This window comes from Acinetobacter sp. CIP 64.7, from assembly GCF_000369745.1.
GTDB classification, from domain to species: Bacteria; Pseudomonadota; Gammaproteobacteria; order Pseudomonadales; family Moraxellaceae; genus Acinetobacter; species Acinetobacter fasciculus.
On the sequence record NZ_KB850178.1, the window covers coordinates 54,358 to 81,104 of the forward strand.

Sequence of the window (26,747 nt, forward strand, 5' to 3'; positions counted from 1 at the left end):
TTTTCCTTGACCCGTTTACGGAATCATCCACGGGAAAACATAAGCTTGTAAGGTCACAATAATACCAATCATCACCGTAAAGATAATGCTGTGTTTTACTGTAAATCTAAATAAATCAGATTCTTTACCAACTAAACCCACTGCTGCACAAGCAATCGCGATTGATTGAGGGGAAATCATCTTACCTGTTACTCCACCACTGGTATTGGCAGCAACTAACAAGACTTCAGGCACACCGATTTGCTGTGCTGTAGTTGCTTGTAACGCTGAAAACAATGCGTTAGCTGAAGTATCTGAACCTGTAAGAAACACTCCAACCCAACCCAAGAATGGTGAGAAGAAGGTGAAAGCCTGACCCGTATGTGCCAGTGCTAAAGCAAGCGTTGCTGACAGACCTGAATAGTTTGCAATGAACGCAAAAGCCAGTACCATACCAATCGAATAAATTGGGGTTTTTAGTTCATTCACGGTTTCAAAGAATGTCGAAACTGCCTCTTTAGGTTTCATGTTTAAATAAATAATCGTGATCAATGCCGCCAATATAATCGCCGTACCCGTTGCTGATAACCAATCAAACTTATAAATCGCATCATAATCTTTAATTTCAGGCACGACAGGTGGTAGCTTTTGAATCAATTGATGCAAATACGGCACTTTAATTGAAACTACTAAATCACTTAATGGGCCGTCCTTAACAAATAAATCTTTAAAAGGTTTGATGCTCCAGATCGTCACCATTGCTGTAAGTATCAGAAATGGAGACCAGGCTTTGGCTATCTGTGCCACACTATATTGTTTACGAGCTTGCTTGATAATAGTTTCATCTACCTGTATATTTTTGTCCTCAAAAAGAAAAATATGTTTTGGTTTCCAATACTTAAGTAAGATAGTTAAACTGATTAATGATGCAATTGCAGCAGTGATATCGGGTAACTCAGGCCCAACAAAATTTGATGTTAGATATTGCGCTAAAGAAAAAGATAAGCTGGCAACTAAAATAGCAGGCCAAGTTTCTTTAACCCCACGCCAACCATCCATGATTGCCATGATCCAGATCAATACAATTGGCACCATAAAGGGTAACTGACGACCAACCATTTGACTGATTTCCATGGTGTCAACACCTGAAACCTGCCCAGCGACAATGATCGGAATTCCCATTGCACCAAAAGCAACAGGTGCAGTATTAACTATCAGGCATAGCCCAGCCGCATATAAAGGCTTAAAGCCGAGTCCCACCAACAGTGCCGCAGTAATTGCGACGGGCGCACCAAAACCTGCCGCACCTTCTAAAAACGTACCAAAAGCAAACCCAACTAATAGCATTTGCAGACGTTGATCTTCTGTAATTGACAGAATAGACGAACGAATAACATCAAACTGTCCTGTTTTTACTGAAATCTTATATATAAAAACTGCACCGATAATAATCCATGCAATTGGCCACAGGCCGTAGAAGAATCCATAGACCATTGATGCTAATGCCATTCCAATTGGCATTTTGTATAAAAATAATGAGACCAGAAAGGCTAAAAAAACGGTAATTGTAGCGGCTACACTACCCTTCATGCGAAAAATAGCTAACGCTAAAAAAAAGAAAATAATTGGAACTAGCGCAATAGCACTCGAAATCCAGATATTGCCTATAGGATCATAAATTTGTTGCCACTGTTGAAGCATTGTCTACTCCTTGAAATGCTTAACTACTAGATTGAACAGTTTATTGTACTTAAACACTAAATTGGTATGACCAATTTAGTGTTTAAGAGATAAAATGTGCATTTTGTATTGGCGATATTAGTAATATTAGCCCAAAAACACAATATAAAAGATTTAATTTATTTTTTGGTATGACCAATTTTTATAATCTCTTAAAATTTTATATATTAGATTTCTTTCATAATTCACTTTTTACTCAGCTCAAAATTATAGATTCCCACAATTAAATTAAATCTTAATCCTAGTCTTTTGCCAGGGTTGCGATATCGCTCGGCAAGGATTTTGAAGGTTTTCAAAGTTCCAAATACCTGTTCAATCCCAATTCTTCTTTTATTGATTTCTTGGTTATAAAGTTTTAGCTCGAGATCTGGTTTTTAGTGCTTTTTTGCTTTTAATGGCCATAAACTATTTGGATACAATGTATAAATCCCTTGATAGCCTTTATTTGCAAGAGGCTTTGTTGCACAAACCTACCACTGAAAGCTTCTTGGGGAATATAATTTCTAAATGAAGAGGTCTGCACCCAAGATCTATCGTACAACCAGTTGATCTACCTACAATAAAGCCTTGCTCAGTCAAGGAAATACATCAATTTGGTTTGATTCAGCCATCCAATGGTCGCTCGATTGACTCAACAACTGCCGATGCAAAACTTGGATGAAAATGTACTAGCCCAACAACTTCATTCCACCAATCAAGAGCAGTTGATTGCCTATAAAGTGTCTTTATTTGGCTCTGACGTCAGTGTCGTTCAGCATGTGGTAGCAAAAACCCGAGGTGCACCGAAAGATTTAAGCCACCAAGTAGTTGGCTTTAGTACAAAGCAACAAGGTGAGGCTCAGTTATGTGTTACGTCGTGAGGATATTCAAGTGGTGGTAGCAGAGCGGATGTTCCTACGTGGATAATTGCTCAAAAAGATTTTATAATCGGTATTAATACCAATAATTTTGTCTTTATTGCTATGTATAGACTTAATCGTTTTGATTATTCGTCGAGAGCTTAAAGCCTTAGATGAAGTTTCAACCTTTTAAGTCAGCCAAATTTATCAGTGAATGATGCTACTCACTATTTAAAAACCTTAGATGCCAAAGTAATGCCTTCCAAGGTACAGTCCTTTGCTCAAAACTCTAAGCACTTAATACATAAACTGCATCAAAATCCGGAAAATGAAAAAGTATTTAGTTCATACGCCGCCCATGAATTGCGTAGTCCTTTAACCGCGATCAAAACTCATATTCAGCTTGCACAACTGATGGCAGAACAACAGGCAAGCTCGCCCAAATTGCAACAGAGCTTGCAGCAGGTACACCTTGGTATCCGCCGATGTACCCAGCTACTGGAACAGCTTCTAGCACTTTCATCTACCGATCAAGTACTGAGTGATATCTAGTACAGTATTGAAATTCCACGGCTCCTGACTCAGGTGATTGCCGATTTACAGTCGCTTTATCCGGAAATTGAACCCAGTTTAACAATTGACTGACCGAGCCTGACCCGAGTTGCCCTACCCGATTTTGAACTAGATACCGTCTTTAAAAACCTACTTAACAATGCTCTATTGCATGCACAGGCAAACACCATTTCAATTGCTATGCTGCATGTGTGCTGATCATTCATAATGATAATCAAAGGTTGAAGATATGCATAATTGGGACAGCGTTTCTGGCATAAATCTCCCTAGCAAAATGGGCATGGGCTAGACTTATATTTGATGAAAATGGTGTTAAACAAATATGGCTATCAGATTCAATTTACAGTGGCGCAACCTCAATATTTAAGCATTCACATCAGCCTCGCTGCAAGCGGATCACTTACTTATGAGAAGACAGGGCTAAATTTAAAGCTGGAATATCAACCCATGTCGTATCAGCAAAATCACGCTGCAAATACTGTTTTAAATAAGCAATGGTATCTTCAGCGATCAAGGGATCTTTGGAGTTATCTGCATGATTAAAAGCAATGGCATATAATTGAACCCCGCGGAGTTTTAACAACTCAAGACTCAGTAAGGTATGATTAATACTGCCTAAACGCCCTGAAGTGACGAGAATCACCGGATAATTATGTGTCTGAATATAATCAATAATCAGGAACTCTTCGGTTAAGGGCACCATCAGACCACCGGCACCTTCCAGCAAAATACAGTCGTAGGCCGCAGCCAGCTGTTCGGTAGCCTGATGAATCTGTTCAAAGTTAATGGCTCGCCCATCCAGTCGCGCAGCAAGATGCGGTGAAGCCGGATACGTAAAAATTTCCGGCATGGTCAGTTTTTGCTGGTCTTCCGGTAACAGTCCACAACCCATAATTGCACGATGCTGTTCGATATCTTCTGATATATCGACATTTCCGGTCTGGATCAGCTTTTGGGTTATGGTACGAATGCCCTGCTCATTCCAATTTTTGGCCAGAAAACCAGTAGTAAAGGTTTTACCAATTGCGGTATCAATGCCGCTGACAAAATAAATCTGTGCGCTCATGCTGTCTTCCGTGCAATGACATAAACCGGATGATAGGTCAGTGCATACTGTTTGCTTTCAGGGTCTTGGAATTGTTGATAGCCGGTATAAAAATCCTGTAAGGACGATTTTGTCCACCGAAACCCCTGTGCCGTCGCCTGTACACCAGTGGCTTTGATATGCTGTAACACCTGTTTCGGATGCTCAAAATGCAAGGTCATCTGTTCTTCTGTCTGCAGCAGAATGTCAAAGCCTAAGGATTCAAGCAGTTCACAGACCTCCGCTAAAGGCAGATAATCCAAGCCTTGTCCGGTCAGTGCCTTAATTTCCTTTAAATTATTGTCCGTATAACTGGCAAAACACAGATGCCCAGAGGGATTTAAGGCCTGCGCAATGTTGAGCAACAATGCTTTTAAATCCGAGATCCATTGCAATGCAGAACACGACAGCACCATGTCCAGAGACTGCGGCAGTGGCAAGGTTTCAATATTACCAATCCCCCACAAAAGCCGATCATCTTCCGGGAAATGCTGCTTCACTTCGGCATATAGATCATTTAAAAATAAATGATCAAAGCTGTAATACTGCATAAAAAGCCGGGTAAAAAACCCTGAACCGCAGCCAATTTCCAATACCCGTTGCAAATGTGGTTGTGCTACATGCTGCTGCATGAACTGCATCAACTCTGCCGCTACGGCACTTTGTACCAGCGCATGCTGCTCATAACTGAGATTTGCCTGAGCAAAACGCTGGGCAATCTGTTTGCTGTTCATCGCGGCAAATTCCTCAGCACCTGCAGACATGCGTCCAGCTCATCCGCAGAAATGTTCTGATTCAGGCAGATTCTGAGTCTGGAGGTGTTGGCAGGAACCGTTGGCGGACGTACTGGTAGCACATAAAATCCCTGCTGTTGCATAATTTCAGCCGCCTGAATGGTGCGTTTTGCCTCACCAATCAGTACCGGCACAATTTGCGAGGTTGACGGACAGTGATATCCCAAGTCTTGAATGCCCTGCTGACAGCGTACAGCCAATGCTGCCAAATGTACTCGTCCCGCCTGAAGCTGCTGTACCTTCTGAAAAATAAATCTAGTCCAGGCCATACATAGTGGCGGCTGGGCGGTACTAAAAATTAAAGGTCGCATGCTATTAATCAGATAGTCACGAATCACTGGCGCACAGACCAGATAACCACCAACTGAAGCCAAAGCCTTGCCAAAGGTACCGACCAGGAAATCAATCTGGTCCAATACTTGATACTGTTCTGCGCAGCCCAATCCACGTTCACCGCGCACACCAATTGCATGTGCCTCATCGACATAGAGCATGACTTTTGCAAACTGCTGTTTTAATGCCACCAAAGCAGCTAAATTTGTTTCATCCCCATCCATACTGAAAATTGATTCAGTTACCACAATGATGCGCTGGATAGATTCATCTGACTGATATTTTTCTAAAAACTGAGTCAAATGCTGCAGGTCATTATGGCGGTAACGCACATAGCCAGCTTTAGATAAACGAATCCCGTCGATAATACTGGCATGTACCAGTTTGTCAGCAATGATCATGGTTTTAGCATTACTGAGCGCAGGAAGAATCCCGATATTCATGTGATAACCACTATTAAACAGCAGTACTGAACGTCCAAAAGCCTGTGACATCTGTGCTTCAAGTTGTTCAAAATTGGGAAAGTTTCCCGTCAGTAAACGTGAAGAGCTTGAACTCATATGTCGCTCAGACATGGGCGTGAGGTCAAAAAATTCCTCACGTAGCGTTAAGTTGGATGCCAGACCTAAATAGTCGTTGGATGCCAAATTCAGCATCTCTTGACCATTGAGTTGCAATCGTGGCTGGCTAGAAATATTGGACTTAAACTGGCGATATTGCCCTTGCTGTTTCAAGTCATCTAGCTGCTGCTGGAAATGCTCAAGATGGTTCATGCTACTGCCTCTATCTGCTGAATCATCTCCCGCATATGCTTTAATAAAGTTTCAAGTTGCTGTGTTGAAATTACATATGGCGGCATGACATAGACCAGACGGCCAAAAGGACGAATCCAGACGCCACGGCATACACATTCAGCCTGAAAACGCGCCAAATCAATAGTTTGATGTAGCTCAACCACGCCAATTGCGCCGAGGACACGCACATCTTTGACTTGTGCCAAGGATTTTAAATCCAGTAAATATTGTCCTAGTGTACTTTCAATCTGTTGAATACGCGTCTGCCAGTCTTGAGCCAGTAACAGCTGGGTACTTTTCAATGCGACCGCGCAGGCCAACGGATTAGCCATAAAAGTTGGGCCATGCATAAACACACCCGCTTCACCACTTGAAATCGTCTCTGCTACATGGCGAGTGGTTAAGGTCGCTGACAGGGTCATATAACCACCAGTCAATGCCTTACCGATACACATAATGTCTGGTGTGACCTGAGCGTGTTCATAAGCAAATAGTTTTCCAGTGCGGCCAAAACCGGTGGCAATTTCATCTAAAATCAGCAGTACATCGTACTTTTCACACAACAACTTAGCTTGCTTTAAATATTCTGGATGATAGAAATGCATCCCCCCTGCACCTTGCACAATCGGCTCGATGATCATGGCAGCAATCTGCTGATGCTGCAGTGCCAGTATGCGCTCAAGTGGCTGTATATCTTCGGGTTGCCATGCCCCATCAAAACGGCTTTGAGGTGCCGGAACAAATAAACGGTTCGGCAAACTCGAACCAAAAATTTGATGCATACCAGTTACAGGATCACAAACCGACATGGCATTCCAGGTGTCGCCATGATAGCCAGAGCGTGTGGTAACAAAGTTAGTTTTTTGTGGTTGCTGACGTGCATTCCAATATTGCACAGCCATTTTCAACGCCACCTCAACCGCGACCGAGCCGGAATCGGCAAAGAAAATTTTATCCAGTTCAGGCGCCGTGATCTCGAGTAGCAGTTTAGACACATCAATCGCAGGCTGATGAGTCAAACCACCAAACATGATATGTGACATCGACTCTAATTGTTTTGTTACGGCCTGATTGAGTTCAGAATGATTATAACCGTGAATTGTGCACCACCAGGACGACATGCCATCAATCAGCTCGGTACCATCTTCAAGTTCAATGACTGCACCATGTGCAGCTTTAACTTTGTAACATGGCAAGGGTTGTGTCATGGAGGTATAAGGATGCCAAATATGCTGTTGATCAAAAGCGTCCTGCACAGAATTTACCCCAATTATTAAAACTAAAACTGATCTTAGCGCGTTAAATCTGAAAATGAAACGTCAAGAGCTACCAATCTCTTTTTGCTTAAGCCAGATCGGCTAAAAATTTTAAAATTGGCTCAACGAGTAACTTGGTATCAAAAAGGATGGCATCGTGCGTGCCCTGTATTTTTACCAAATTCAGATTTTGGGTTGTTAAAAACACAGATTCTTGACTAACTTTGTAAGGAACCAACATATCATTCTCGGAAAATATAAATAGCATCTTGACTGAATGATTTTTTAAGATATCCACTAGATTTAATTGCTGCAATAGATAAAGATGCTTAACCTGATAGTTTAAATCAATACTATTTAACTGTTGGTGCAATAATTTTGCACGTTCACGCGCTGCTGCGCCAGCTAAAGTGACCAAGGTACAGAAGCGCTGCATCCCGCGTTTTGGATCAGCCAGTATGGAGGATTTAAATTGTGTATATTGTTCAACTGGCATTGCCTGTGGCCATGCTTCGTTGGCCACGAAACAGGGATTTGACATACAGCAAATCACTGGCTTGGCAATTTTCAGTTGTTGCTGGATTTCATTAGCCAGCAAAAGTGCCAACTGTCCACCCAAAGACCATCCCATCAAGACATCAATAGAACTCGCCTGCCTGACTTTTTCGGCCAAAATACTTTCCACGTTAGGATCAAAAATATCCCATACTTCAACTTGATGCTGCTGCCGTAACTGTTCTACAAACGGGGTTAAGACCGCTGTTCCTAGCCCCCAACCCGTAATCATCAGTATCTTCATTTTGTCTGCTCCAATAAAAAGGGACCAATTCAAGTTGAAATGATCCCTGTTTGTTACACGATTAATTAAGCAGGTTGCATCGCATCTACAGCCAATTCTTTAGCTGTTTTCTTGGCAGCTTCAGCTTTTAAGCCTAATTTAGCAAACAAGACTTTGTCTTTACCTTCACCACTGTTCGGGGCAGTAAGCAATTTATCACCTGAAAATAATGAGTTAGCTCCAGCCATAAATGCCAGTGCCTGATCAGAGTCAGAGAGAGATTCACGACCTGCCGACAAGCGGATATAACTCTTCGGCATAATAATCCGTGCTACCGCAATAGTACGAATCCAGTCAATCACATCCAGTTTTTCAACATCGGCCAGTGGTGTGCCTTCAATAGGAACCAGCATATTTATGGGCACCGAACCCGGGTGAATCGGCATAGTCGCTAGTTCAAATAACAAACCGACTCGGTCTTGTACGCCTTCGCCCAAGCCGACAATACCGCCACTACAGACATTAATTCCGGCATTACGCACATGATCAAGCGTATTTAAGCGGTCATCAAAGCTACGTGTACTGATGACATTGGCATAATATTCACGTGAGGTATCAAGGTTGTGGTTGTAATAATCTAGCCCTGCATCTTTCAGACGTTCCGCCTGTGAGGCATTCAGCATCCCTAGGGTCATACAGGTTTCCATGCCCAGTTTCTTGACTTCCTGCACCAATTCCAGCACATACGGCATATCGCGTTCATGCGGGTTACGCCATGCTGCGCCCATGCAAAAACGGGTCGAACCGGAAGCTTTGGCCTGTTTGGCTTCAGCAATCGCCTTTTGTACTTCTACGCGTTTTTCAATTTCCAGATCAGTATCATAATGTGCAGATTGCGAACAGTATTTACAATCTTCCGGACAACGGCCCGTTTTAATTGAAAGCAGAGTACTGACCTGAACAGTATTCGGTTCAAAGTTTTGGCGATGAATTTGCTGTGCCTGAAACAGTAAATCCATTAAAGGCAAGTCATAAATTTCTTGTATTTCGGCACGTGACCAATCATTACGGATCATCTTGTCTGCATCATCTAAAATTCCATTGAGTAAATCATACGCTGTTTTTTTTATTTTTCTTTAGCGTTTTCTTTCATATTCATTGCCTGCTTAAAATAGCTTTAGTGTATCAAGCTATTTTGAAAGCTTATTTAACTCGAATCCTGCTTAAGCCGATGATTCCTTAATTTGAATTGTTGGCTTATTTCGATGGGTTAATTGATATGCACATAGTGAGGCGTAAATTCCACTCAGAAATCCATGAAGACTACGTGCTTTACTCGTCACTAAATTGTATTGCCCCTTCAATAAGCTGAATAATGTTTCTATTTTATTGCGTTGTCTTAGGTGATATTCATCTGATGCACAAAGTTGAATAGCCTGCATATTCTTTCGATGATAAATAATTAAATCAATACCTTGATGTTTCAATCTAATTTTTAATTCTTGGCTGATGTAACCTCGATCCCCGTAAAGTTTTGCTTCTACACCAGCAACCAATTGCTCAACCATTTTTATGTCAGCAACATGTCCATTCGATAAAGCAGAACAACTAATTTCACCAAATTGGTTCATCACGATATGTAATTTACAGCCATAAAACCAGCCCATTGAGCTTCTACCACGTGATGCAATTTGGACTAATGATTTATGATGCTGAATACGTTGATTTTTACAAACTGGCAGAGTTGTTGAATCAATCCATAAATATTGTGTACCTTGGCCTTTCATCAGTGCCACATGTAAAGCGTGTAGAGCTAATTCATGCATATTGATCAGATGAATCATCCTTTGATAGCAAGGCAAGTACTTAAATAAATGGCTTTTATCTTCTTTTAACCAGCTGAAAAAGGCTTTGAAATTATTGAAATGAGAGCATTTGTACCAAATGGCAATAAAGCAGATTTCTGAAATTGTAAGTTGAGCAGTTCTGATTCTTAAGGAACCACGGTTTTGTTTGAGAAACTCCCAATAAGTTGATTCAAATTTAAGAAAAAAATCATCAATTACGCAGAATAATTCGGTACTATTGAACATCAGGACGAGAGTTGTGAGTTTGGTGTGGTAACTCAACTGATGGCTCTAGTCCTCTTATTTTTCAAGTCAATTTCTTATCCGCGATTCGGGTTAATTAAGGATGCATAAGCTTCCTTTTTTATAGACAAATGTACAAGAAACAATACTATAACTTTACACTAGTTCTATCTGCATACCTTTGATTTATACTAGCCGGATAACATCACCGGCTTTAAATCAGTTTAGCGACTTTATGAACTTAAAGAAAAATAAAAGACAGCTTGTCTGGGGTTTAAATCTGCTTGCATCGATGATGTATGGCAGCTTTACTTATGCGCAGAGCATCAGCTTTCATGACGCTGAACGTCAGTTGTTGCAAAACTCTTATAGCAGCCAAGCCTATCAAAGTCTGGAGCAGGCTTCAAAACTTGAAGCTGAAGCAGTGAAAGGTATAGGTCTGCCACGAGTCGACCTGAATGTTCGTGCGTATGCCTTTCATAATGAACTCGATCTGCCTTTGGGTGCATTAAAAAATAATTTAGAGCAATCCTTAACGGATGGTGTCAATAATAGAATTGATGAACTGAACTTAGGGGGTCTGGCTGACCCACTAAAAAATAGTTTAAGACAACCTATTCAAAATGGGGTGGGCTTAATTCCTGATAGTTCGCATGTCGTGCTGGATGATCAGGTGATTCGCCCAACGGTTTCAGTTATGATGCCGCTTTATACCGGTGGACTGACAAGCAGCGCCAAAGAAATCGCCAATATTCAAGTAGGTCGTAGTCAGCTCAGCAACAAACAGCAGCAAGATACGCAGCGTTTTGAACTGATTCAAAGTTATTTCAATGTCCAGCTCCAAAAGCAACTGCATGCAGCAGCACTGTTTAACTTGAATGCCATGCAGCAGCATTATCGCAACGCCTTAAAGATGGAACAGCAAGGTTTTATCAGTAAAGGCCAGCGCATGCAATTTGAAGTGGCACGTAATAATGCCGAACGCAGCCAGCAAAACACACAAGCCAATTTGAATGCTGCGCTGTTCCAGCTGAATAATCTGCTTCAGGAAAGTAGCATCACCGAACTTTCGACGCCTTTATTTGTCAATAAAACCGAGCCACAGGCCTTAAATCATCTGCTAAAAACTTTTAGTCAGAACTCTGCGTTGATTCAAAAAATGCAGCTGGATACCCAATTGGCCCAAGCCAATGTCAAAGCCCAGCAAGCGGCAAAAAAACCGAATGTTTTTGCTTTTGGTGAATATAGTCTGGATCAAAATGAAAACTGGATTGTCGGGATTGCCGCACGCTATAACCTGTTTTCCGGGATCGATAAAAACAAAAATATTCAGGCTGCCGAACTCAAACGCTCTGCCACAGAACTTCTCACTGCACGCACCCAGCAGGAAATTGAAAATCTGATTTATAAATCTTATAGCGAAGCACTCAGTGCACAGCAAAGTGATGCGCTTCTGGCACAAAACTTGAAAGCCGCACAGGAAAATTTACGCATCCAAGAATTGTCCTTTAAAGAAGATATGGGCACCGCCACACAGGTCATCGATGCACAAAATATGCTGAGCGGACTACGAGCCGAAACTGCCTTGAATGCTTACAAATATGTGATGTCACTGGCCACCCTATTACAAAGCCATGGCTCGATTGCAGAATTTCCCAACTACATTCAACATACCAACACTCACTATATTCGCTAATGGAGCCGAACATGAACGAAGATCAAAAAACCAATGATCCTGTGAATGAAGCGGCTTCATCCAGCGATACAGAAAAATCTCCTGTGCAACAGGTAGAAACTAAAACTGAAATAGAAAACAACGCGACGACTTCGACCGAGCAACAACAAGCTCCTGAAATCGCTAAAAAGAAAAAATATTTATTGCTCGCCCTGATTCCAGTTCTGCTGGCAGTCATCGCTTTTGGATTGTGGAAAAGCTACCAACCGGCTCCGCTTGAATTGCAGGGTCGTGTAGAAGCTGAAACAGTTCAGGTGGCGACCAAAGTGCCAAGCCGTATTGAAGAAATTTATGTAGAAGAAGGTCAGCGGGTCAAAAAAGGCGATGTGCTGGTGCGCTTAAACAGCCCGGAAATTCAGGCCAAAAAACAGCAAGCCGCAGCGGCTTTACAATCTGCGCTGGCCTTACAATCGACTGCTGAACGTGGCTCGCAAGAAGAAAATATCGCGAGCCTGTATGCCAACTGGCAATCGCTGAAAGCACAGCAAAATTTAGCCAAAGTTTCTTATGAGCGTGGTGCAAATTTATTTAAGGAAGGTGTGATTTCACGCCAGCGCCGTGATGAATTGTATGCAGCCAGTCAATCAGCGGCACAAATGACAGAAGCAGCGTATCAGCAATACGCACGTGCCAAACGTGGCAGCACCTCGCAGCAAAAGAGTTCTGCCGATGCACAAGTAGATATTGCCCAGGCTGCGCTGGATGAAGCCAATGCATTAGAGGCAGAAACCCAATTAGTAGCACCTGTAAACGGAACGGTGTCTAAAACCTATGGCAAAGTCTCGGAGCTGGTAGCCACCGCAGTCCCTGTGGTCAGCCTGATTGAAGACAAGATGTGGGTGAGCCTGAATATTCGTGAAGACCAATATGCCCCATTTCAGAAAATGAGCAGTATTGAAGGTTATATTCCCGCCCTAGATAAAACCGCCACTTTTCAAATTAGACAGATCAGTGCTGAAGGTGAATTTGCCACCATTAAGACCACACGTCAAACCGGCGGTTATGATGTGCGCAGTTTTAAGCTGCATCTTGTGCCCACACCAGTGATTCCTGAACTCAAAGTCGGGATGAGCGTGTTATTTAAACTGAAAGAGACCCGATAATGTGGACGGGTATATGGCGCGAACTGCGCTATCTGCTCCGAGAAAAATGGGATCTGTGTCTGGTCACGCTCGCACCTGCACTGGTGATTATTTTATTCAGCAGCATGTTTGCTCAAGGGAAACCGGATCATTTACCGATTGCGATTATTGATCAAGATCAGAGTGCGCTGAGTCAAAGCATTTATCAGCATGTGGCGCTGAATCATACTCTTAAAATTGCTACGGTGTCGGAACAAACAGCTGAAATTGAGCGCCTGCTAAATCAAAATAAAATTTGGGGTTATATCCATATTCCAAGCGGTGCCGAGCAACGTCTGGTTCGTGCCCGGGATGCTGACATCAGTATTGCCTTTAACCAGAGTTATTTCAGTATCGGGAATACCATCTCCTCTGCCATGCTGGTCAGTACCCTACAAGCACTCGCTGAATTTGGCGGACAGCAATATCTGGGCAACCGGCTGCCTTCTCTCGAAGCACCGTCGCCGCATATCAAAATATCGCCGCTGTATAATCCACAACTGAATTATGAATTCTATCTGGAACCCTATGTCATTCCGGCAATTCTGCATTTACTGCTGTGTTGTTGTGTGGCATTTTCCGTCGGTCAGGAACTGAAGCGACAGACCTTAACAAGCTGGCTCAGCAACTCATCCATCTGGATGGCATTGCTGTCTAAGAACCTGGTCTATGTGGCTATTTTTAGTGTGTGGACCTGGGTCTGGATGTTCTGGCTGATTGAAATTCGCGGCTGGTTTGTTGCCGGCTCGCTCGCCCTGATTCTATCGGCACAATTTCTGCTATATAGCGCCTATGCATTTTTAAGCAGTGCAGTGGTTCTGGCGACCAAAGATTTAAGTAAATCTTTCGGCCTCATTGCGGTCTATGGGGGTTCATCTTTGAGCTTTGCCGGTGTGACCCTACCTTTAAATAATGCGCCCCTGTTCACCCAGTTTTGGGCCAATATTATTCCGTTTACGCCCTATGCCAAATTACAAACTGAACAATGGGTGATTGGTAGTCCATTGCATATTTCACTGCAAGCTGGATTAATGCTGCTGGTCTATGCTTTGGTTTATGCTCTGCTGGCTTATCTGTTTCTTAAAAAAATAGCCAAAGGAGCAGTCCAATGAAATCCCTTTGGTTTTACTATCTACAAAGCTTCAAAGATATTGTCAGTCACGGTACGATCTTTACCACGCTGATTCTATCCGTCTTGTTTTACAGCTTTTTTTATCCAACCGCTTATCAGGCACAGCAGGCTGAAGCCTTACCGATTATTATTGTCGATGAAGAACAAAGTAGCTTAAGTACCCGCATTATTGGTCAGGTGGCACAAAGCCCCAATGTGGAAATTGAGGCGATTACCGGCAATTTTGCCGAAGCCAAACAATGGGTGGAGTCACAAAAAGCCGATGGTATTTTGTTACTACCGGACAATTTATCGCAAAGCTTAAGGCATGGTGAAACAGGTGGCATTGGACTGTATTTAAGCACAGCCAACTTTTTAGTAACCAAACAAATTGGTCTGGGCTTAGCTACATCAGTTGAGCAAACTTTGGCAGATTATACTGAACGCTTTGGTCAGGTCTCGGATTTTTCACCGGCCCTTTCTGTACATCAAATTCCTTTATTTAATCCACTGTCCGGCTATGGCAGTTATGTCTTTCCTGCGGTTGCACCTTTAATTATCCACCAAACCATTCTTTTGGGTTTGAGTATGCTGATTTTGGTATATCGGGAAAGAAAAGTAGAATTAAACGCAAATGCATTGATTGGGATGTGTTTAGCGGTCTTTACTATTGGCTGTCTGGGATGTTTCTATTTATTCGGTTTTAGCTTCTGGCTATTTGATTATCCGCGCGGTGGCAACCTGTTCGGGATGCTACTGGCTGTTCCGGTTTTTATCTACACGATAATTGGCATGACCTGCCTATTCGCCAGTTTTCTGGATCTGCCGGAACGTGCGGGGCATGTCATTGTATTCACTTCTATTCCACTGTTCTTTTTATCTGGTGCGGCCTGGCCGCATGCTGCCATGCCCACCTGGATGCAAGTCGTTGGCGAAATCCTGCCCTCTACCCAAATTGTGCAGACGTTTATTCAACTCAATCAGATGGGTGTGCCTACAACACTGATCTTGCCTAAACTGCTCTATCTTGGAATGATCGGTAGCTTGTGCTTTTTTTTGGCTTATCGACGTTTAATTTCAAACTGTGGAACTTTCTAGCTAGATGTTTAGTCCCAGATTTTAATGGTGCAACATTCTTAGAGAAATGAAAGGAAGCACTATGGGACAAGTTCTACACAGCAGCGTCACAACGACATAGACAGTGCGTCGAGCAATACAAAATAGTCAAGAGAGCTTAAGAACGCTAGCCAAGCGTTACCGCATCAATCAAAAAACCGTCGCAAAATGGAAGAAACGTACTTCAGTAGATGATCTTACAACCGGGCCAAAGAATCCTCGCTCAAGCGTGTTATCGCCTGAAGATGAGGCGGCAATTGTTGCTTTTCAAAAACGCACTTTGTTGCCGCTAGACGATTGCCTTTATGCATTGCAGCCGAGTATTCCTTATCTGACACGCTCGTCGTTACACCGCTGCTTGCAGCGGCATGGTATTTCATGACTGCCTAAGGTACAAGGTGATCGCCCTGTCAGGAAGCGCTTCAATTGTTACTTTCATATCGACATCGCTGAGATGCAAACAGCACAGGATAAGCTTTATCTCTTCGTGGCTTTATTGCATAAATATTTTTCAAGATACTGATTTTTAAGGGTCTTATAAAACTTTAATAAAAAATAAATATAATAAAATCAAAGTGTTAGGTATTAGTGCAGCAAAGCCGTTCAGGAGCACAAAGGTAAGGTAATAACATCTTTTTAATAGTGATATTTATTGCTCCCTATCCTTACATTAAAGTTTTATTTGGAAATTTACCTATCATTAACCCATTTTTCATTCATATTTCCTGTTATGTTGAGATTGCTTTAAGATATATTAAATAATAACATTAGTGATAATTATTATCATTTACATTAGCCAAAATGTCTTCTACCGTTCCTTCATCATTTAAACTATCTTTACTCAGTTTTTCGATTTTAGTTACACAACAAAGTTTTGCCGATGATACTCAGCAATTACCGACGATTACCGTTACAGCGGAATCAGAACAGAGTGAGCTCAGCTCTGAACAGAGTAAAGCCTATATCATCCAAAACTCGTCAACCGCCTCAAAACTGAATATTCCACTTAAGGAAACGCCGCAAACAGTCAATGTCCTTACCCGCCAGCAACTGGATGACTTTGCCTTGGATAATACCCGGGACGTACTGCGCAATACCCCTGGCATTATCGTCAGCAATCAGGAAACGGAACGGACCTCCTACCTTGCCCGAGGTTTCGAGATTTCAAATGTTTTAGTCGATGGCGTTGGTATTCCACTCGAAGGCTATAATTATAATAATGATAATCCAGACAGTTTTTTGTTTGACCGTATCGAAGTGGTCAAAGGCGCGAATGCCTTAAATAATGGAATTGGCGATCCCGGCGCAACTATTAACATGATTCGCAAACGCCCTACTCAGGAACTTCAGGCAGCCTTGAATGCCAGTTACGGCTCATGGAATACCCAGCGCTATGAAGCAGATGTATCTTCTCCTCTCACCCAGGATGGAAAAGTCAGAGGCCGTGTATTTGGTTATCAACAGACTGGTGACAGTTATCTGGATCGTTATGAACTAGAAAAGAACGGCATAGGTGCTGTTGTGGAGGCAGATATTACTGACACAACTCTATTGACTGCTGGCTATACTGAAACCAATCACAAGCCGAATGGTGTCAATTGGGGTTCTAATCCACTGATCAATACTGAAGGCGAGCAGCTCAGTTACTCACGGAATTATAATTACAGTCCAAGCTGGGCGCACTGGGATAGCAATATTAAAAGTTACTTTGCCGAGCTTGAACAAAAACTGGGTGGCGACTGGACAGCCAAACTGACCTATGATGAAAAACGTACACAACGCGATTCAAAGCTCTTGTTTCTGTCCGGCAAACCTGGCGCAAATGGCACTTCAGGCATCTTCCTCTACCCAGGCATGTATATTGATGACAATAAAGAACAACAAGCCAGCCTGAGTTTTAGCGGCACCTATCCGCTTTGGGGACAACGCCATGAAGCCTCATTGGGCTATGTCTGGGCCAAAAATCGTCTGGATGAATTGGGTTATGCTGGCAGCTTTGTCAATCCGCTGACCACAGATTTAGCCAGTTTTACACCCGAAGAACCAAGCTGGGATATGTCGAAAACCAGTGGTGAAATGCATATCCGGCAGAAGAACCAGAGCCTTTATGCTGCGACCCGACTGCATCTGAATGATGATCTGAAACTGCTTTTAGGTGCGAACTATGTTCAGGCTGAAAGCAGTGGTAGCAGTTATGGGACCGACACCATTTATGATGAAGATAAAGTTTTACCCTATGCCGGTCTGACCTATAACTTTAGCCCTGAATATACAGGCTATCTGAGTTATACCTCGATTTTCCGTCCGCAAACCACCAGAGCAGATGATGGCAGCATTAACAAACCGATCGAAGGTGAAAGCTATGAAGTCGGAGTCAAAGGTTCTTGGCTAGATGACAAGCTTACCGCCACCATGGCTGTGTTCAGAACGGAGCAAAGTAATTATCCGCTTCGTGATTCTGATGGTATTCCGACTTTACGCACAACTCAGGTCAGTGACCTGCGTTCCCAAGGCTACGAGTTTGGCTTGGCGGGACAACTGACCGACCATTTTAACTTAAGCTTTGGTTATACCCAGTTTAGCCTGAAAGATCTGATCAATGGCGGTGATGCGCGTACCTTCAATCCAACCCAGTCTTTTAATCTTTTAACTACCTATCAGGTGCCGCAACTTCCAAAACTGAAACTGGGCCTTGGTGTGCAGTGGCAAGATCAGACCTATCTAGATGTGCCTGAAGCAACCGCCAATGGAGTGATTACCCAGAAAGCTGGAATCATTGAGCAGGATGCTTATGCGCTCGTGAACTTAATGGCCAGCTATGAGCTGAATGAGCATATGACCTTGCAAGCCAATGGTAATAACCTGACCAATGAAAAATATCTGTTCAATTTCCCGAATCAGCAAGGTTTTTATGGTGCACCAGCAAATTACAGCGTTGCTGTGAAATTTAAATACTGATTTTCAAACTTAGCCTTGACGACATGTTCAGGGCTAAATCATCACTACATACACAAAAACAGGTAAAACAAATGAAAAAAATGATCGCTCTGACCCTCGGACTGTCTATGACACTTTCAGCTCAGGCGCATATGCTTTGGCTGGAACGTGATACAGATAAGCAGACTCATGCGTTCTTTGGTGAATATAGTGAACAGCTTAAAGAAACGCAGCAAGGTGCCTTGAAGTCTTTTAATCAAGCAAAGGCCGTTCAGTCTAGAAAAAGCTTTAGTCCTCAAATGCAACAAGATCATTTGCTTTATGCGACCCAAGGCCAGACAGATGTCCAGCTCAGTCATGAATTGATCTATGGAGAATCATTGTTGAGCTATCATGCCAAATCCGGCAGACAAAACTTGAAAGCAGAGTCAGAACTAGATATTGTCCCGACCCAGATCAACAGCAATACATTTACGGTACTGTATCAGGGTAAAGCTGCTGCGGATGTTGAAGTCACAGTCTTTTCCCCGCAATTCTGGCTAAAAAAATACACCACCAACGGCCAAGGCCAGATTACGATCGCCACGCCATGGAAAGGTCAATATGTCATTGAAGTTGGCAAAGAAGCAGACAAGGCAGGAAAATTGAATCAGCAGGCCTATAAAAAACAGTATCTGGTAACGACTTTAAGTTTTGTTTATTAAGTTTTTAGATTTTCATCAGTATAGATTTATTCAAGGCCAAATATGATGTCTGTTGTAGTGCAGCCACTTGCCATTCTCTATCGCTTAGGCATGACCTTTGGCATTGGCTACTTGTGCAGTTATTTAATCGCACTCGATCTGGCTTACTTTCTACAGGCTTTTCTGCCTAAAGCTGAGTCTGTCTATTTGGCTGCATTTACTGCCCTGATTTTTTATGTTTGTTTTGTGATTGGAATCTTCTGTATCCAAAGTTTAAAAAAGCTTTCTATCTATAGCCTGATTCCTTTACTTATTTTATTTCTCTTCTCCCGCTTCATAGGTTAAACCATGCATAAATCTGTCCGTCAATCCATGGCATGTTTACATTCATGGCTGGGTTTAAGCTTTGGCTGGTTACTCTTTGCGATCTTTTTAACAGGCGCGGTCACCTATTACCGACATGAAATCAGTCTATGGATGCAGCCTGAATTTGCCACAATGCAAGTCAATCAGGAAACTGCCTTAAAATCTGCTTACAGCTATTTACAGCAGCATGCACCGGACGCCCAAAACTGGTATATCGGAGTCGCCAATCAAGACTCACCGGTGAATAAAGTCTACTGGCAAAAAGCGGATGGTGGCTATGAAGTCAAAACCCTGAATGCTTCGACAGGAAAAGAATTACAGCTTTCAGCCACACAAGGGGGAGATTTTTTCTATAATTTTCATTTTCAGCTCTATGGTATGCCCTACACCATTGGTCGGCTGATTGTGACGATTGCTGCCTTTATCATGTTATTGACTCTGATTTCAGGAATCATTACCCATAAAAAAATCCTGACAGACTTTTTTACCCTAAGAGCCTTTAAAGGACAGCGCTCTTATCTGGATTTTCATAATGTCAGTTCAGTGATTGCCCTGCCGTTCTTTTTGACCATGACATTTACCGGGTTGGCGATTTTCTTTTATATCGTGCTGCCTTCCGGTATGAAAAAACTTTATCCAGACAATCCCTTTCAATATTTTGAAGAAATTCGCACAATCAATACATCAGCCACCCACTCAGTTCCTGTGAAAACCCAGATGCTGCCAATTCAACATTTTATCACCACGGCACAGCAACACTGGGGATATGCGGAATTTGACAATATCACGGTCAAGCAGCCCAATACCCAGCTGGCACACATAACCTTAACTCAGCTCAAAGATCATTCCATTACACGAAATCAGGCACAGCTTATTTTAAATGCTGCTACCGGAAAATTGCTTGAAAATACACGAAATGAAAGTGCAATTGCCACACTAAATGCCAGCATGTATGGTTTACATATGGCACGTTTTGCCGAACCTGTTTTACGTTTAGGGTTATTTTTCTCCGGCATATTAGGCTGCGCAATGATTGCATCCGGATTGCTGCTGTGGAGCCTGAAACGCCAGATGCAGAAAAAATCAGTGCGGTTTCATCTCGGACACTATTTAGTGAACCGCTTGAATATCACCATAATTATTGGCTTGCCGCTTGCCATGCTGGGATATCTCTATGCGAATCGTTTTATCAGTATTCCTGTAGGTGCACCAAATTATGAAATTTATAGTTTTTTCTCTATCTGGCTTGGCAGTTTTATCCTGGCATGTGTAACCCCACAGCAAGATATATGGAGAATGCAGCTTAAACTTCTGATTTGTGCTGCCTTTATAATTCCCCTGATTGATATTTATTATTTAGTTTCCCAGCAATATGTTGATTCTTTTGCGACTTATTGGCCTTTTTTGCGTATTGAGCTAATGTTATGGACCTTGGCCCTTTTTGCTCTATTTTTACACCAAAAAATTACGCCCATTCAGCAAAAAGCGGTCAATAAAATTCAGGCTAAATTAAAAATCACTCAACAGGAATCATCAATATGATATGGATTGCAGTGATCGGTCTGCTTTGGCTGAGCTGTTTTGGTTTTTATGTGGTAAGTGAAAAGCAGATCCTAAAAACCCGAAAATCTCATTACGCTTTTTTAGCGGATTTTCCTACGTACACTAAATTCGCTGCAGGTATTTTCTTATTCGTCGCGATGTTTTTATTACGTACCCAGTTTAGCTCCAGTATTAGCTTTGTGTCTCTATGGGTATTTCTAAGCCCTGTACTGTTTATCTTTATCTTAAAAATGAATAAAGCATTTTAGTATTTATTTAAAATCAGAAAGTAGCAAACAGCCTAGTGTGCTATTCACACGCCCTTTATTAAACCAATCTACCCAGTATCTGCTAAACCTTGCCAATCTGCTTTTAAATACCTCAAATGCATTATTTTGGCTAGAATCAAAAATTTAAATTGGTAGGTATTTGGTAGGTAGGATTCTTTTTAACTTAATTCAATACTTATATTACGGTGAGGGTCACCGATAAAATAATCAATGAATGGTAGAAGGAATAACACCATGGCTTTTAAAAATATTTCAGATCAAACTAACGGTTTTTATATTCCCTGTGTTTCACTTTTTGGTCCGGGCTGTGCTAAAGAAATCGGGATCAAAGCACAAAATTTAGGCGCCAAGAAAGCACTGATTGTAACTGATGCTGGCCTGTTTAAATTTGGTGTTGCAGATGATATTGCAGATTATTTGAAAGAGGCAGGTGTTGACAGTTATATTTTCCCAGGTGCGGAACCCAATCCAACTGATATTAACGTGCATCATGGAGTTGAAGCTTATAATGAAAATGCCTGTGATTTTATTGTATCGTTAGGTGGGGGCTCATCACATGACTGTGCCAAAGGCATCGGTCTGGTCACTGCAGGTGGCGGACATATCCGTGATTATGAAGGGATTGATAAAAGTACCGTTCCGATGACACCACTGATTGCAATCAATACCACGGCAGGGACGGCTTCGGAGATGACACGTTTCTGTATCATTACCAATACCGATACCCATGTGAAAATGGCGATTGTAGATTGGCGTTGCACACCACTCATTGCAATTGATGACCCTAAACTGATGTTGGCCAAACCTGCCGGCCTGACTGCGGCAACAGGGATGGATGCTCTGACACATGCGGTTGAGGCCTATGTATCTACGGCTGCTAATCCCATCACTGATGCCTGCGCAGAAAAGGCGATCACCATGATCAGTGAATGGCTCAGTCCCGCAGTGGCGAATGGGGATAATCTAGAAGCACGGGATGCCATGAGCTATGCTCAATATCTTGCCGGAATGGCCTTTAATAACGCCTCTTTAGGATATGTGCATGCGATGGCACATCAGCTCGGAGGCTTCTACAACTTGCCGCATGGTGTTTGTAATGCAATTTTGCTCCCCCATGTTTGTGAATTTAACCTGATTGCTTGTCCTGAACGTTATGCCAAAATTGCCCAATTGATGGGGGTGAATACAGAAGGCTTAACCGTAACTGAAGCAGCTTATGAAGCGATTGGCGCCATTCGTCAGCTTTCGGCTTCAATTGGTATTCCATCTGGGCTGACGGAATTGAATGTAAAAGAAGCTGACTTGGCCATCATGGCGGAAAATGCACAAAAAGATGCCTGCATGCTGACCAATCCACGTAAAGCCAGCCATGCCCAAGTGGTAGATATTTTTAAAGCGGCGATGTAGTGCCTCAATTTAAGTCTTCTCTCCAAGCATCTGACTTACATTTTTAACAGCCCCTGTTTCACTTCCTGAGGAAGTGTGCCAAGAGCAGACATGCATTTTCCTGTTCCTGGCTGATCCTTTTGCCTTCATAAGAGGATAAAAGCGGGGGGTGTTTCTTTTTTATGAAGTCCCCTTCATTATGAATATCGACATTAATCCCATGGTAGAAAAATGCCACGATTTTTTTAGCCCGTTCCAGCCAGAAAAAATTTCCCGTCGTATGATCTTAATATCATATTTAATCTCTGAGGAATAAACTGCGCGTCCTTCAAATGACATGAAGGTAAGCGTAGCTGATTTTAATGAAGAGCATCCCATCAAGCAGCTAGGCAAACTGGGTAGCCACTGATAAAAATTTTAGGATCAGGTTCAGTCTAAATTAATAAGCAAACCCACAGTAAGCAAGGATAATACTTAATATTCCAGAATTTTCCTATTTTAACTGTTTAGCTTTGTACCGATAGTTACATCAGCTTTAAAGATTTTTATATTTTAACAGAGTCTGATGAACGGGATGGTTTTTGGGCATCAGTTCAATCAGGCGTTCTACAGCATCAATCGCTTCAGGAAAATGTGCCACATGTTTCAGCAAGACATCGGTTTCATTAGCCTTGAAAATGGCATCGCTCAGGCGTGATTCCAGACAATCTCTCCAAGCGCATAGAAATGGACTTTCTGTTCTAGCCAGAAATACGCCGGTACATAACTTCAAGGCTGAATCGATATACCCAGCATCTAAAGATTGCTCTGTCATTAAAAAATCAGCCTCTACATGCGCCAATAAACGATAGGGTCTGGAACCCAGCATACCACCTAATACATCGCGTAACTGTGACATTTCTGCTTTTAAAGTCCCCATACTGACCTTGCGCTCGCCATATAAGGCTTGATGCAATGTATCTAGACTCAGACCCTGCGGACATAAGGCTAGAAGGGTCAGAATTTCAATCTGTCGAGGAGTCAGAACCAGCATCTTGCCATTAAACAGCACTTGAGGTACTGAAAAAGCTCGAATAAACAGGCGCTGCTTCTGGCATTCTAGTAGAGCCGACTGGATGATCGTAGCACAGCGCTCCGCAGCTAGTAGTGCTAAACTGTTATGCTTTGGCCAGGTAGTCGACAGATCAATGACACCTAAGACCTGTTTTGAATAGGGATCAATAATCGGGGCAGCGTAACAAACCCAATCATGAATGGAGGACATGTAATGTTCACTGGAAAAGACACAGCTGGATTGTTGAGTTTTTAAGGATAATGCCAATGCATTGGTTCCGACTAGCTCTTCGCGCCATTGCCCACCTTCAATAAAATGTACACTTTCTGCGGCACTTTGCATTTGTGGGCTAGAAGCTGCCCAAATGATGGTGCTGCCGATATCTCCGACCGCCAGCACCATAGAAGATTGCTCGGCAATATGTTTTAAATCCTGAGCACAATGTTGCAGGGCTTGGGCTAAAGTTGAGGAAGAAGTGGTCTTTTTTAAATCCGTCAGCGGTGCTGCTAAACGATTCTTCGGGATTTCAGCCGAGGATGAACGTTGCCAGGAGCTGGCAATACTCTGTCCCAGCTGTTCTGCATGTAAGGGAGACAAACTGCTGTTTTGCCGAAGCTGATCAGTATTGTGCCTTTTTTCCATCAAATCTTGTTTTGTCATCATTCCTTATTCTCACAACAATTCATGATTTACATCCGCTGTAATCGTTATTTTTTTAAAATGGATGAAAATATCGTGAACATGCTAGCTCCAACCTTTTTCCAACCTTATACCAGTTATATTAATCAAATAAGGTGCAGAAGTACCTTATACCAAAGCTGTAGAAGCGGTTTTGCCATACGAAAATAAGCAAAGGAAATAAATATGCGTTACGTCGATCCTAATCAACCTGATTCAAAAGTTCATTTTAAAGCACAATACGAGAATTTTATTGGCGGCGAATGGGTCGCTCCGGTCAAAGGTGAATACTTTGACAACATCTCTCCGGTAGATGGCAAAGTCTTTACCAAGGTTCCGCGTTCTTCTGTAGAAGACATTGAATTGGCCCTGGATGCAGCGCACAAAGCCAAAGAACAATGGAACAGAGCATCGCCGACCACCCGCTCCAATATTCTGTTGAAAATTGCCGATCGTCTGGAACAAAATCTGGAACTGCTGGCAGTGGCAGAAACCTGGGATAACGGCAAACCGATCCGTGAAACGCTGGCTGCCGATATTCCGCTGGCTATTGACCATTTCCGTTATTTTGCCGGCTGTATTCGTGCGCAGGAAGGCGGCATTTCCGAAATTGATGAAGATACGATTGCTTATCATTTTCATGAGCCGTTGGGCGTCGTGGGTCAGATTATCCCGTGGAACTTTCCGATTCTGATGGCTGTCTGGAAACTGGCACCTGCCCTGGCTGCGGGCAACTGCATTGTGTTGAAACCTGCAGAACAGACTCCGGTCAGCATTCTGGTGCTGGCTGAACTGATTCAGGATATTTTGCCACCGGGTGTCCTGAATATCGTCAATGGTTATGGGGTTGAAGTCGGTCGCCCGCTAGCCACCAACCCACGCATTGCCAAGATTGCCTTTACCGGTTCCACCGCCGTCGGTCAGATGATCATGCAATATGCCACCGAAAATATTATTCCGGTGACGCTGGAACTGGGGGGTAAATCACCAAATCTGTTCTTTGCTGACATCATGGATCAGGAAGACGATTATCTGGACAAAGCGCTGGAAGGTTTTGCCATGTTTGCCCTGAACCAGGGTGAAATCTGCACCTGTCCATCGCGTGCGCTGATCCAGGAAAGTATTGCTGACGAATTTCTGGCGCGTGCCGTTGAACGGGTGAAACGGATTAAAACCGGGCATCCGCTGGATACTGACACCATGATTGGCGCGCAAGCCTCACAGGAACAGCAGGACAAGATTCTGGGCTGTATTGCCACTGGTCGTGAAGAAGGCGCACAGATCCTGACTGGTGGTGAAGCACGTCAGGAAGTGGGGCAAGGTTTCTATATTGAGCCGACTATCTTTAAAGGCACCAATGACATGAAGACCTTCCAGGAAGAAATCTTCGGGCCTGTACTGGCTGTGACCACCTTCAAAGACTTCGATGATGCGATCAAGATCGCCAATGATACGATTTATGGACTCGGTGCCGGTGTCTGGTCACGCTCAGCGCATACCTCTTACCGTGCAGGCCGTGCTATTCAGGCAGGTCGGGTCTGGACTAACTGTTATCACATCTACCCTGCGCATGCGGCTTTCGGTGGTTATAAAAAATCAGGGATTGGGCGTGAGAATCACAGAATGATGCTGGATCATTATCAGCAGACTAAAAACTTGCTAGTCAGCTATTCGACCAAACCAGCCGGGTTCTTTTAAGAAGTGAAATACATTCAAAGCGAACTTCGGTTCGCTTTGAATGTATGGTAGCTAGCTTTCACAAAATATCAGCAACATCTTCAAGCTGCGGCCAATTCAAATAAAGTTTTTAGTCTATAAATACTTTTTTTAAAGGAAAGAGCATCACCTCAAATTTCTATTTGCAATAGTGTCATTTTAAGATAATTTCACTCTATAAAGATTTCGCCACATTCTCCAGCCATTGAGTGCCAGAAGAATAAAAATAAAATAAAGCACGGCGGTTAAATACAATGACTTATAGCTATACATGCCGACATAAATCACATCTAACACACACCATAATCCCCAGCTTTCAATATATTTTTTTGCCGCCCAATAACTTGCCACCAAGCTAAAAGAAGCCAACATGGAATCCAACCAAGGGAGTGATGCTGTGGTGAAATGAGCAAATAAGGCGCCAATCACCAGACCGGCGACAATACCCACAATCAGGCTATATACCCAGATTTTTTTATTCAAATAGCCAATCTGCACGGTGATAGCCTGGTCATGATTTTTCTTCGACCAGCTATACCAGCCATACAGTTGCATCAAGATAAATACGGCTTGTAATGCTGCGTCTGCAAATAAATTGACACGATAAAAAATAATCATATATAAAAATACAGCGACAATATTCACCAACCAGCAGACTTTATATTGTTTGGAGGTCAGCCAGACACCTAAAACGTTTAAAATGAACGCTGCAATTTCTATATTTTCCATAGCAATATAACCTGATTAAGCAG

24 protein-coding genes and 1 pseudogene are annotated in these 26,747 nt (G+C 42.7%); 14 read left to right on the top strand and 11 right to left on the bottom strand.

All coding sequences use genetic code 11. From position 1 onward, the window contains the following. Positions 1-15 precede the first annotated feature (15 nt). Both lldP and F890_RS18965 read right to left on the bottom strand, forming a co-directional pair. Positions 16-1,680, bottom strand: coding sequence for an L-lactate permease (gene lldP / locus F890_RS02435; protein ID WP_004282148.1), 1,665 nt, complete (start codon positions 1,678-1,680; stop codon positions 16-18). 224 nt (positions 1,681-1,904) lie between these two features. Further along, complete coding sequence (locus F890_RS18965; RefSeq protein ID WP_370940781.1) at positions 1,905-2,057, bottom strand: hypothetical protein; 153 nt, start codon at positions 2,055-2,057, stop codon at positions 1,905-1,907. Between the two features lie 288 nt (positions 2,058-2,345). On the opposite strand from F890_RS18965, the gene F890_RS02440 reads away from it, so the two are divergent. Beyond that, the gene (locus tag F890_RS02440; protein ID WP_225554309.1) at positions 2,346-2,579 is read left to right on the top strand and encodes a hypothetical protein; all 234 of its coding nucleotides are present in this window, start codon (positions 2,346-2,348) and stop codon (positions 2,577-2,579) included. A gap of 189 nt (positions 2,580-2,768) precedes the next feature. Then, the gene (locus F890_RS02445; RefSeq protein ID WP_004282152.1) at positions 2,769-3,110 is read left to right on the top strand and encodes a histidine kinase dimerization/phospho-acceptor domain-containing protein; all 342 of its coding nucleotides are present in this window, start codon (positions 2,769-2,771) and stop codon (positions 3,108-3,110) included. Positions 3,111-3,531: 421 nt separating this feature from the next. Here the strand turns inward: F890_RS02445 and bioD are convergent, their stop codons facing one another. The 7 genes from bioD to F890_RS02480 all read right to left on the bottom strand — a co-directional run bounded on the left by bioD (position 3,532) and on the right by F890_RS02480 (position 10,263). Further along, the gene (gene bioD, locus F890_RS02450) at positions 3,532-4,197 is read right to left on the bottom strand and encodes a dethiobiotin synthase (RefSeq protein ID WP_005265646.1); all 666 of its coding nucleotides are present in this window, start codon (positions 4,195-4,197) and stop codon (positions 3,532-3,534) included. Continuing rightward, positions 4,194-4,979 (bottom strand): malonyl-ACP O-methyltransferase BioC, encoded by a 786-nt coding sequence (gene bioC / locus F890_RS02455; protein ID WP_004282156.1) that lies wholly within the window; start codon positions 4,977-4,979, stop codon positions 4,194-4,196. Before bioC ends, bioD begins: the two co-directional genes overlap by 4 nt. Continuing rightward, positions 4,946-6,115, bottom strand: coding sequence for an 8-amino-7-oxononanoate synthase (locus F890_RS02460; protein WP_004282158.1), 1,170 nt, complete (start codon positions 6,113-6,115; stop codon positions 4,946-4,948). The genes bioC and F890_RS02460 overlap by 34 nt, the downstream gene beginning before the upstream one ends. Continuing rightward, entirely contained in the window at positions 6,112-7,392 is a 1,281-nt protein-coding gene (gene bioA, locus F890_RS02465; RefSeq protein ID WP_004282160.1) for an adenosylmethionine--8-amino-7-oxononanoate transaminase, read from the bottom strand. Before bioA ends, F890_RS02460 begins: the two co-directional genes overlap by 4 nt. Positions 7,393-7,480: 88 nt before the next feature. After that, positions 7,481-8,191 carry an alpha/beta hydrolase family protein gene (locus F890_RS02470; RefSeq protein WP_004282161.1) on the bottom strand — a complete coding sequence of 237 codons (711 nt, stop codon included), beginning with the start codon at positions 8,189-8,191 and terminating at the stop codon, positions 7,481-7,483. A gap of 65 nt (positions 8,192-8,256) precedes the next feature. Further along, a complete protein-coding gene (bioB, locus tag F890_RS02475) occupies positions 8,257-9,246 on the bottom strand; it encodes a biotin synthase BioB (RefSeq protein WP_004733127.1) in 990 nt (329 codons plus the stop codon). A gap of 147 nt (positions 9,247-9,393) precedes the next feature. Continuing rightward, positions 9,394-10,263, bottom strand: a complete 870-nt coding sequence (locus tag F890_RS02480; RefSeq protein WP_005264376.1) for an IS982 family transposase — start codon at positions 10,261-10,263, stop codon at positions 9,394-9,396. Positions 10,264-10,495: 232 nt separating this feature from the next. On the opposite strand from F890_RS02480, the gene F890_RS02485 reads away from it, so the two are divergent. The 11 genes and pseudogenes from F890_RS02485 to mdh all read left to right on the top strand — a co-directional run bounded on the left by F890_RS02485 (position 10,496) and on the right by mdh (position 22,568). Then, positions 10,496-11,956 carry a TolC family protein gene (locus F890_RS02485; RefSeq protein WP_005100750.1) on the top strand — a complete coding sequence of 487 codons (1,461 nt, stop codon included), beginning with the start codon at positions 10,496-10,498 and terminating at the stop codon, positions 11,954-11,956. A gap of 11 nt (positions 11,957-11,967) precedes the next feature. Further along, complete coding sequence (locus F890_RS02490) at positions 11,968-13,098, top strand: HlyD family secretion protein (RefSeq protein ID WP_005265647.1); 1,131 nt, start codon at positions 11,968-11,970, stop codon at positions 13,096-13,098. Next, positions 13,098-14,228, top strand: a complete 1,131-nt coding sequence (locus F890_RS02495; protein ID WP_005100756.1) for an ABC transporter permease — start codon at positions 13,098-13,100, stop codon at positions 14,226-14,228. The genes F890_RS02490 and F890_RS02495 overlap by 1 nt, the downstream gene beginning before the upstream one ends. After that, on the top strand, positions 14,225-15,325 hold the full coding sequence (locus F890_RS02500; RefSeq protein WP_005265648.1) for an ABC transporter permease: 1,101 nt from the start codon (positions 14,225-14,227) through the stop codon (positions 15,323-15,325). The genes F890_RS02495 and F890_RS02500 overlap by 4 nt, the downstream gene beginning before the upstream one ends. A gap of 103 nt (positions 15,326-15,428) precedes the next feature. After that, positions 15,429-15,839, top strand: a pseudogene (locus F890_RS17905) (IS481 family transposase); the annotation flags it as partial. Positions 15,840-16,144: 305 nt separating this feature from the next. Then, on the top strand, positions 16,145-18,301 hold the full coding sequence (locus F890_RS02505; RefSeq protein WP_004281955.1) for a TonB-dependent siderophore receptor: 2,157 nt from the start codon (positions 16,145-16,147) through the stop codon (positions 18,299-18,301). 71 nt (positions 18,302-18,372) lie between these two features. Beyond that, positions 18,373-18,984 carry a DUF4198 domain-containing protein gene (locus tag F890_RS02510; RefSeq protein ID WP_005093768.1) on the top strand — a complete coding sequence of 204 codons (612 nt, stop codon included), beginning with the start codon at positions 18,373-18,375 and terminating at the stop codon, positions 18,982-18,984. A gap of 42 nt (positions 18,985-19,026) precedes the next feature. Continuing rightward, positions 19,027-19,308: a hypothetical protein gene (locus F890_RS02515; RefSeq protein WP_004281957.1), complete on the top strand. Its 282-nt coding sequence runs from the start codon at positions 19,027-19,029 to the stop codon at positions 19,306-19,308. A 3-nt stretch (positions 19,309-19,311) separates the two neighbouring features. Continuing rightward, on the top strand, positions 19,312-20,871 hold the full coding sequence (locus F890_RS02520) for a PepSY-associated TM helix domain-containing protein (RefSeq protein ID WP_005100761.1): 1,560 nt from the start codon (positions 19,312-19,314) through the stop codon (positions 20,869-20,871). Further along, positions 20,868-21,140 (top strand): hypothetical protein, encoded by a 273-nt coding sequence (locus F890_RS02525; RefSeq protein WP_005100766.1) that lies wholly within the window; start codon positions 20,868-20,870, stop codon positions 21,138-21,140. Before F890_RS02520 ends, F890_RS02525 begins: the two co-directional genes overlap by 4 nt. A 255-nt stretch (positions 21,141-21,395) precedes the next feature. Continuing rightward, complete coding sequence (gene mdh / locus F890_RS02530; protein WP_004281959.1) at positions 21,396-22,568, top strand: iron-dependent methanol dehydrogenase; 1,173 nt, start codon at positions 21,396-21,398, stop codon at positions 22,566-22,568. A 514-nt stretch (positions 22,569-23,082) separates the two neighbouring features. Here the strand turns inward: mdh and F890_RS02535 are convergent. Beyond that, a complete protein-coding gene (locus F890_RS02535; protein WP_004281960.1) occupies positions 23,083-24,264 on the bottom strand; it encodes a sigma-54-dependent transcriptional regulator family protein in 1,182 nt (393 codons plus the stop codon). 201 nt (positions 24,265-24,465) lie between these two features. Here F890_RS02535 and F890_RS02540 point away from each other — a divergent pair, with 201 nt between their 5' ends. Then, the gene (locus F890_RS02540) at positions 24,466-25,977 is read left to right on the top strand and encodes an acetaldehyde dehydrogenase ExaC (protein ID WP_004281961.1); all 1,512 of its coding nucleotides are present in this window, start codon (positions 24,466-24,468) and stop codon (positions 25,975-25,977) included. Between the two features lie 177 nt (positions 25,978-26,154). Here F890_RS02540 and pnuC read toward each other — a convergent pair whose 3' ends face one another. After that, positions 26,155-26,724: a nicotinamide riboside transporter PnuC gene (pnuC, locus tag F890_RS02545; protein WP_004281962.1), complete on the bottom strand. Its 570-nt coding sequence runs from the start codon at positions 26,722-26,724 to the stop codon at positions 26,155-26,157. Positions 26,725-26,747: the final 23 nt, after the last annotated feature.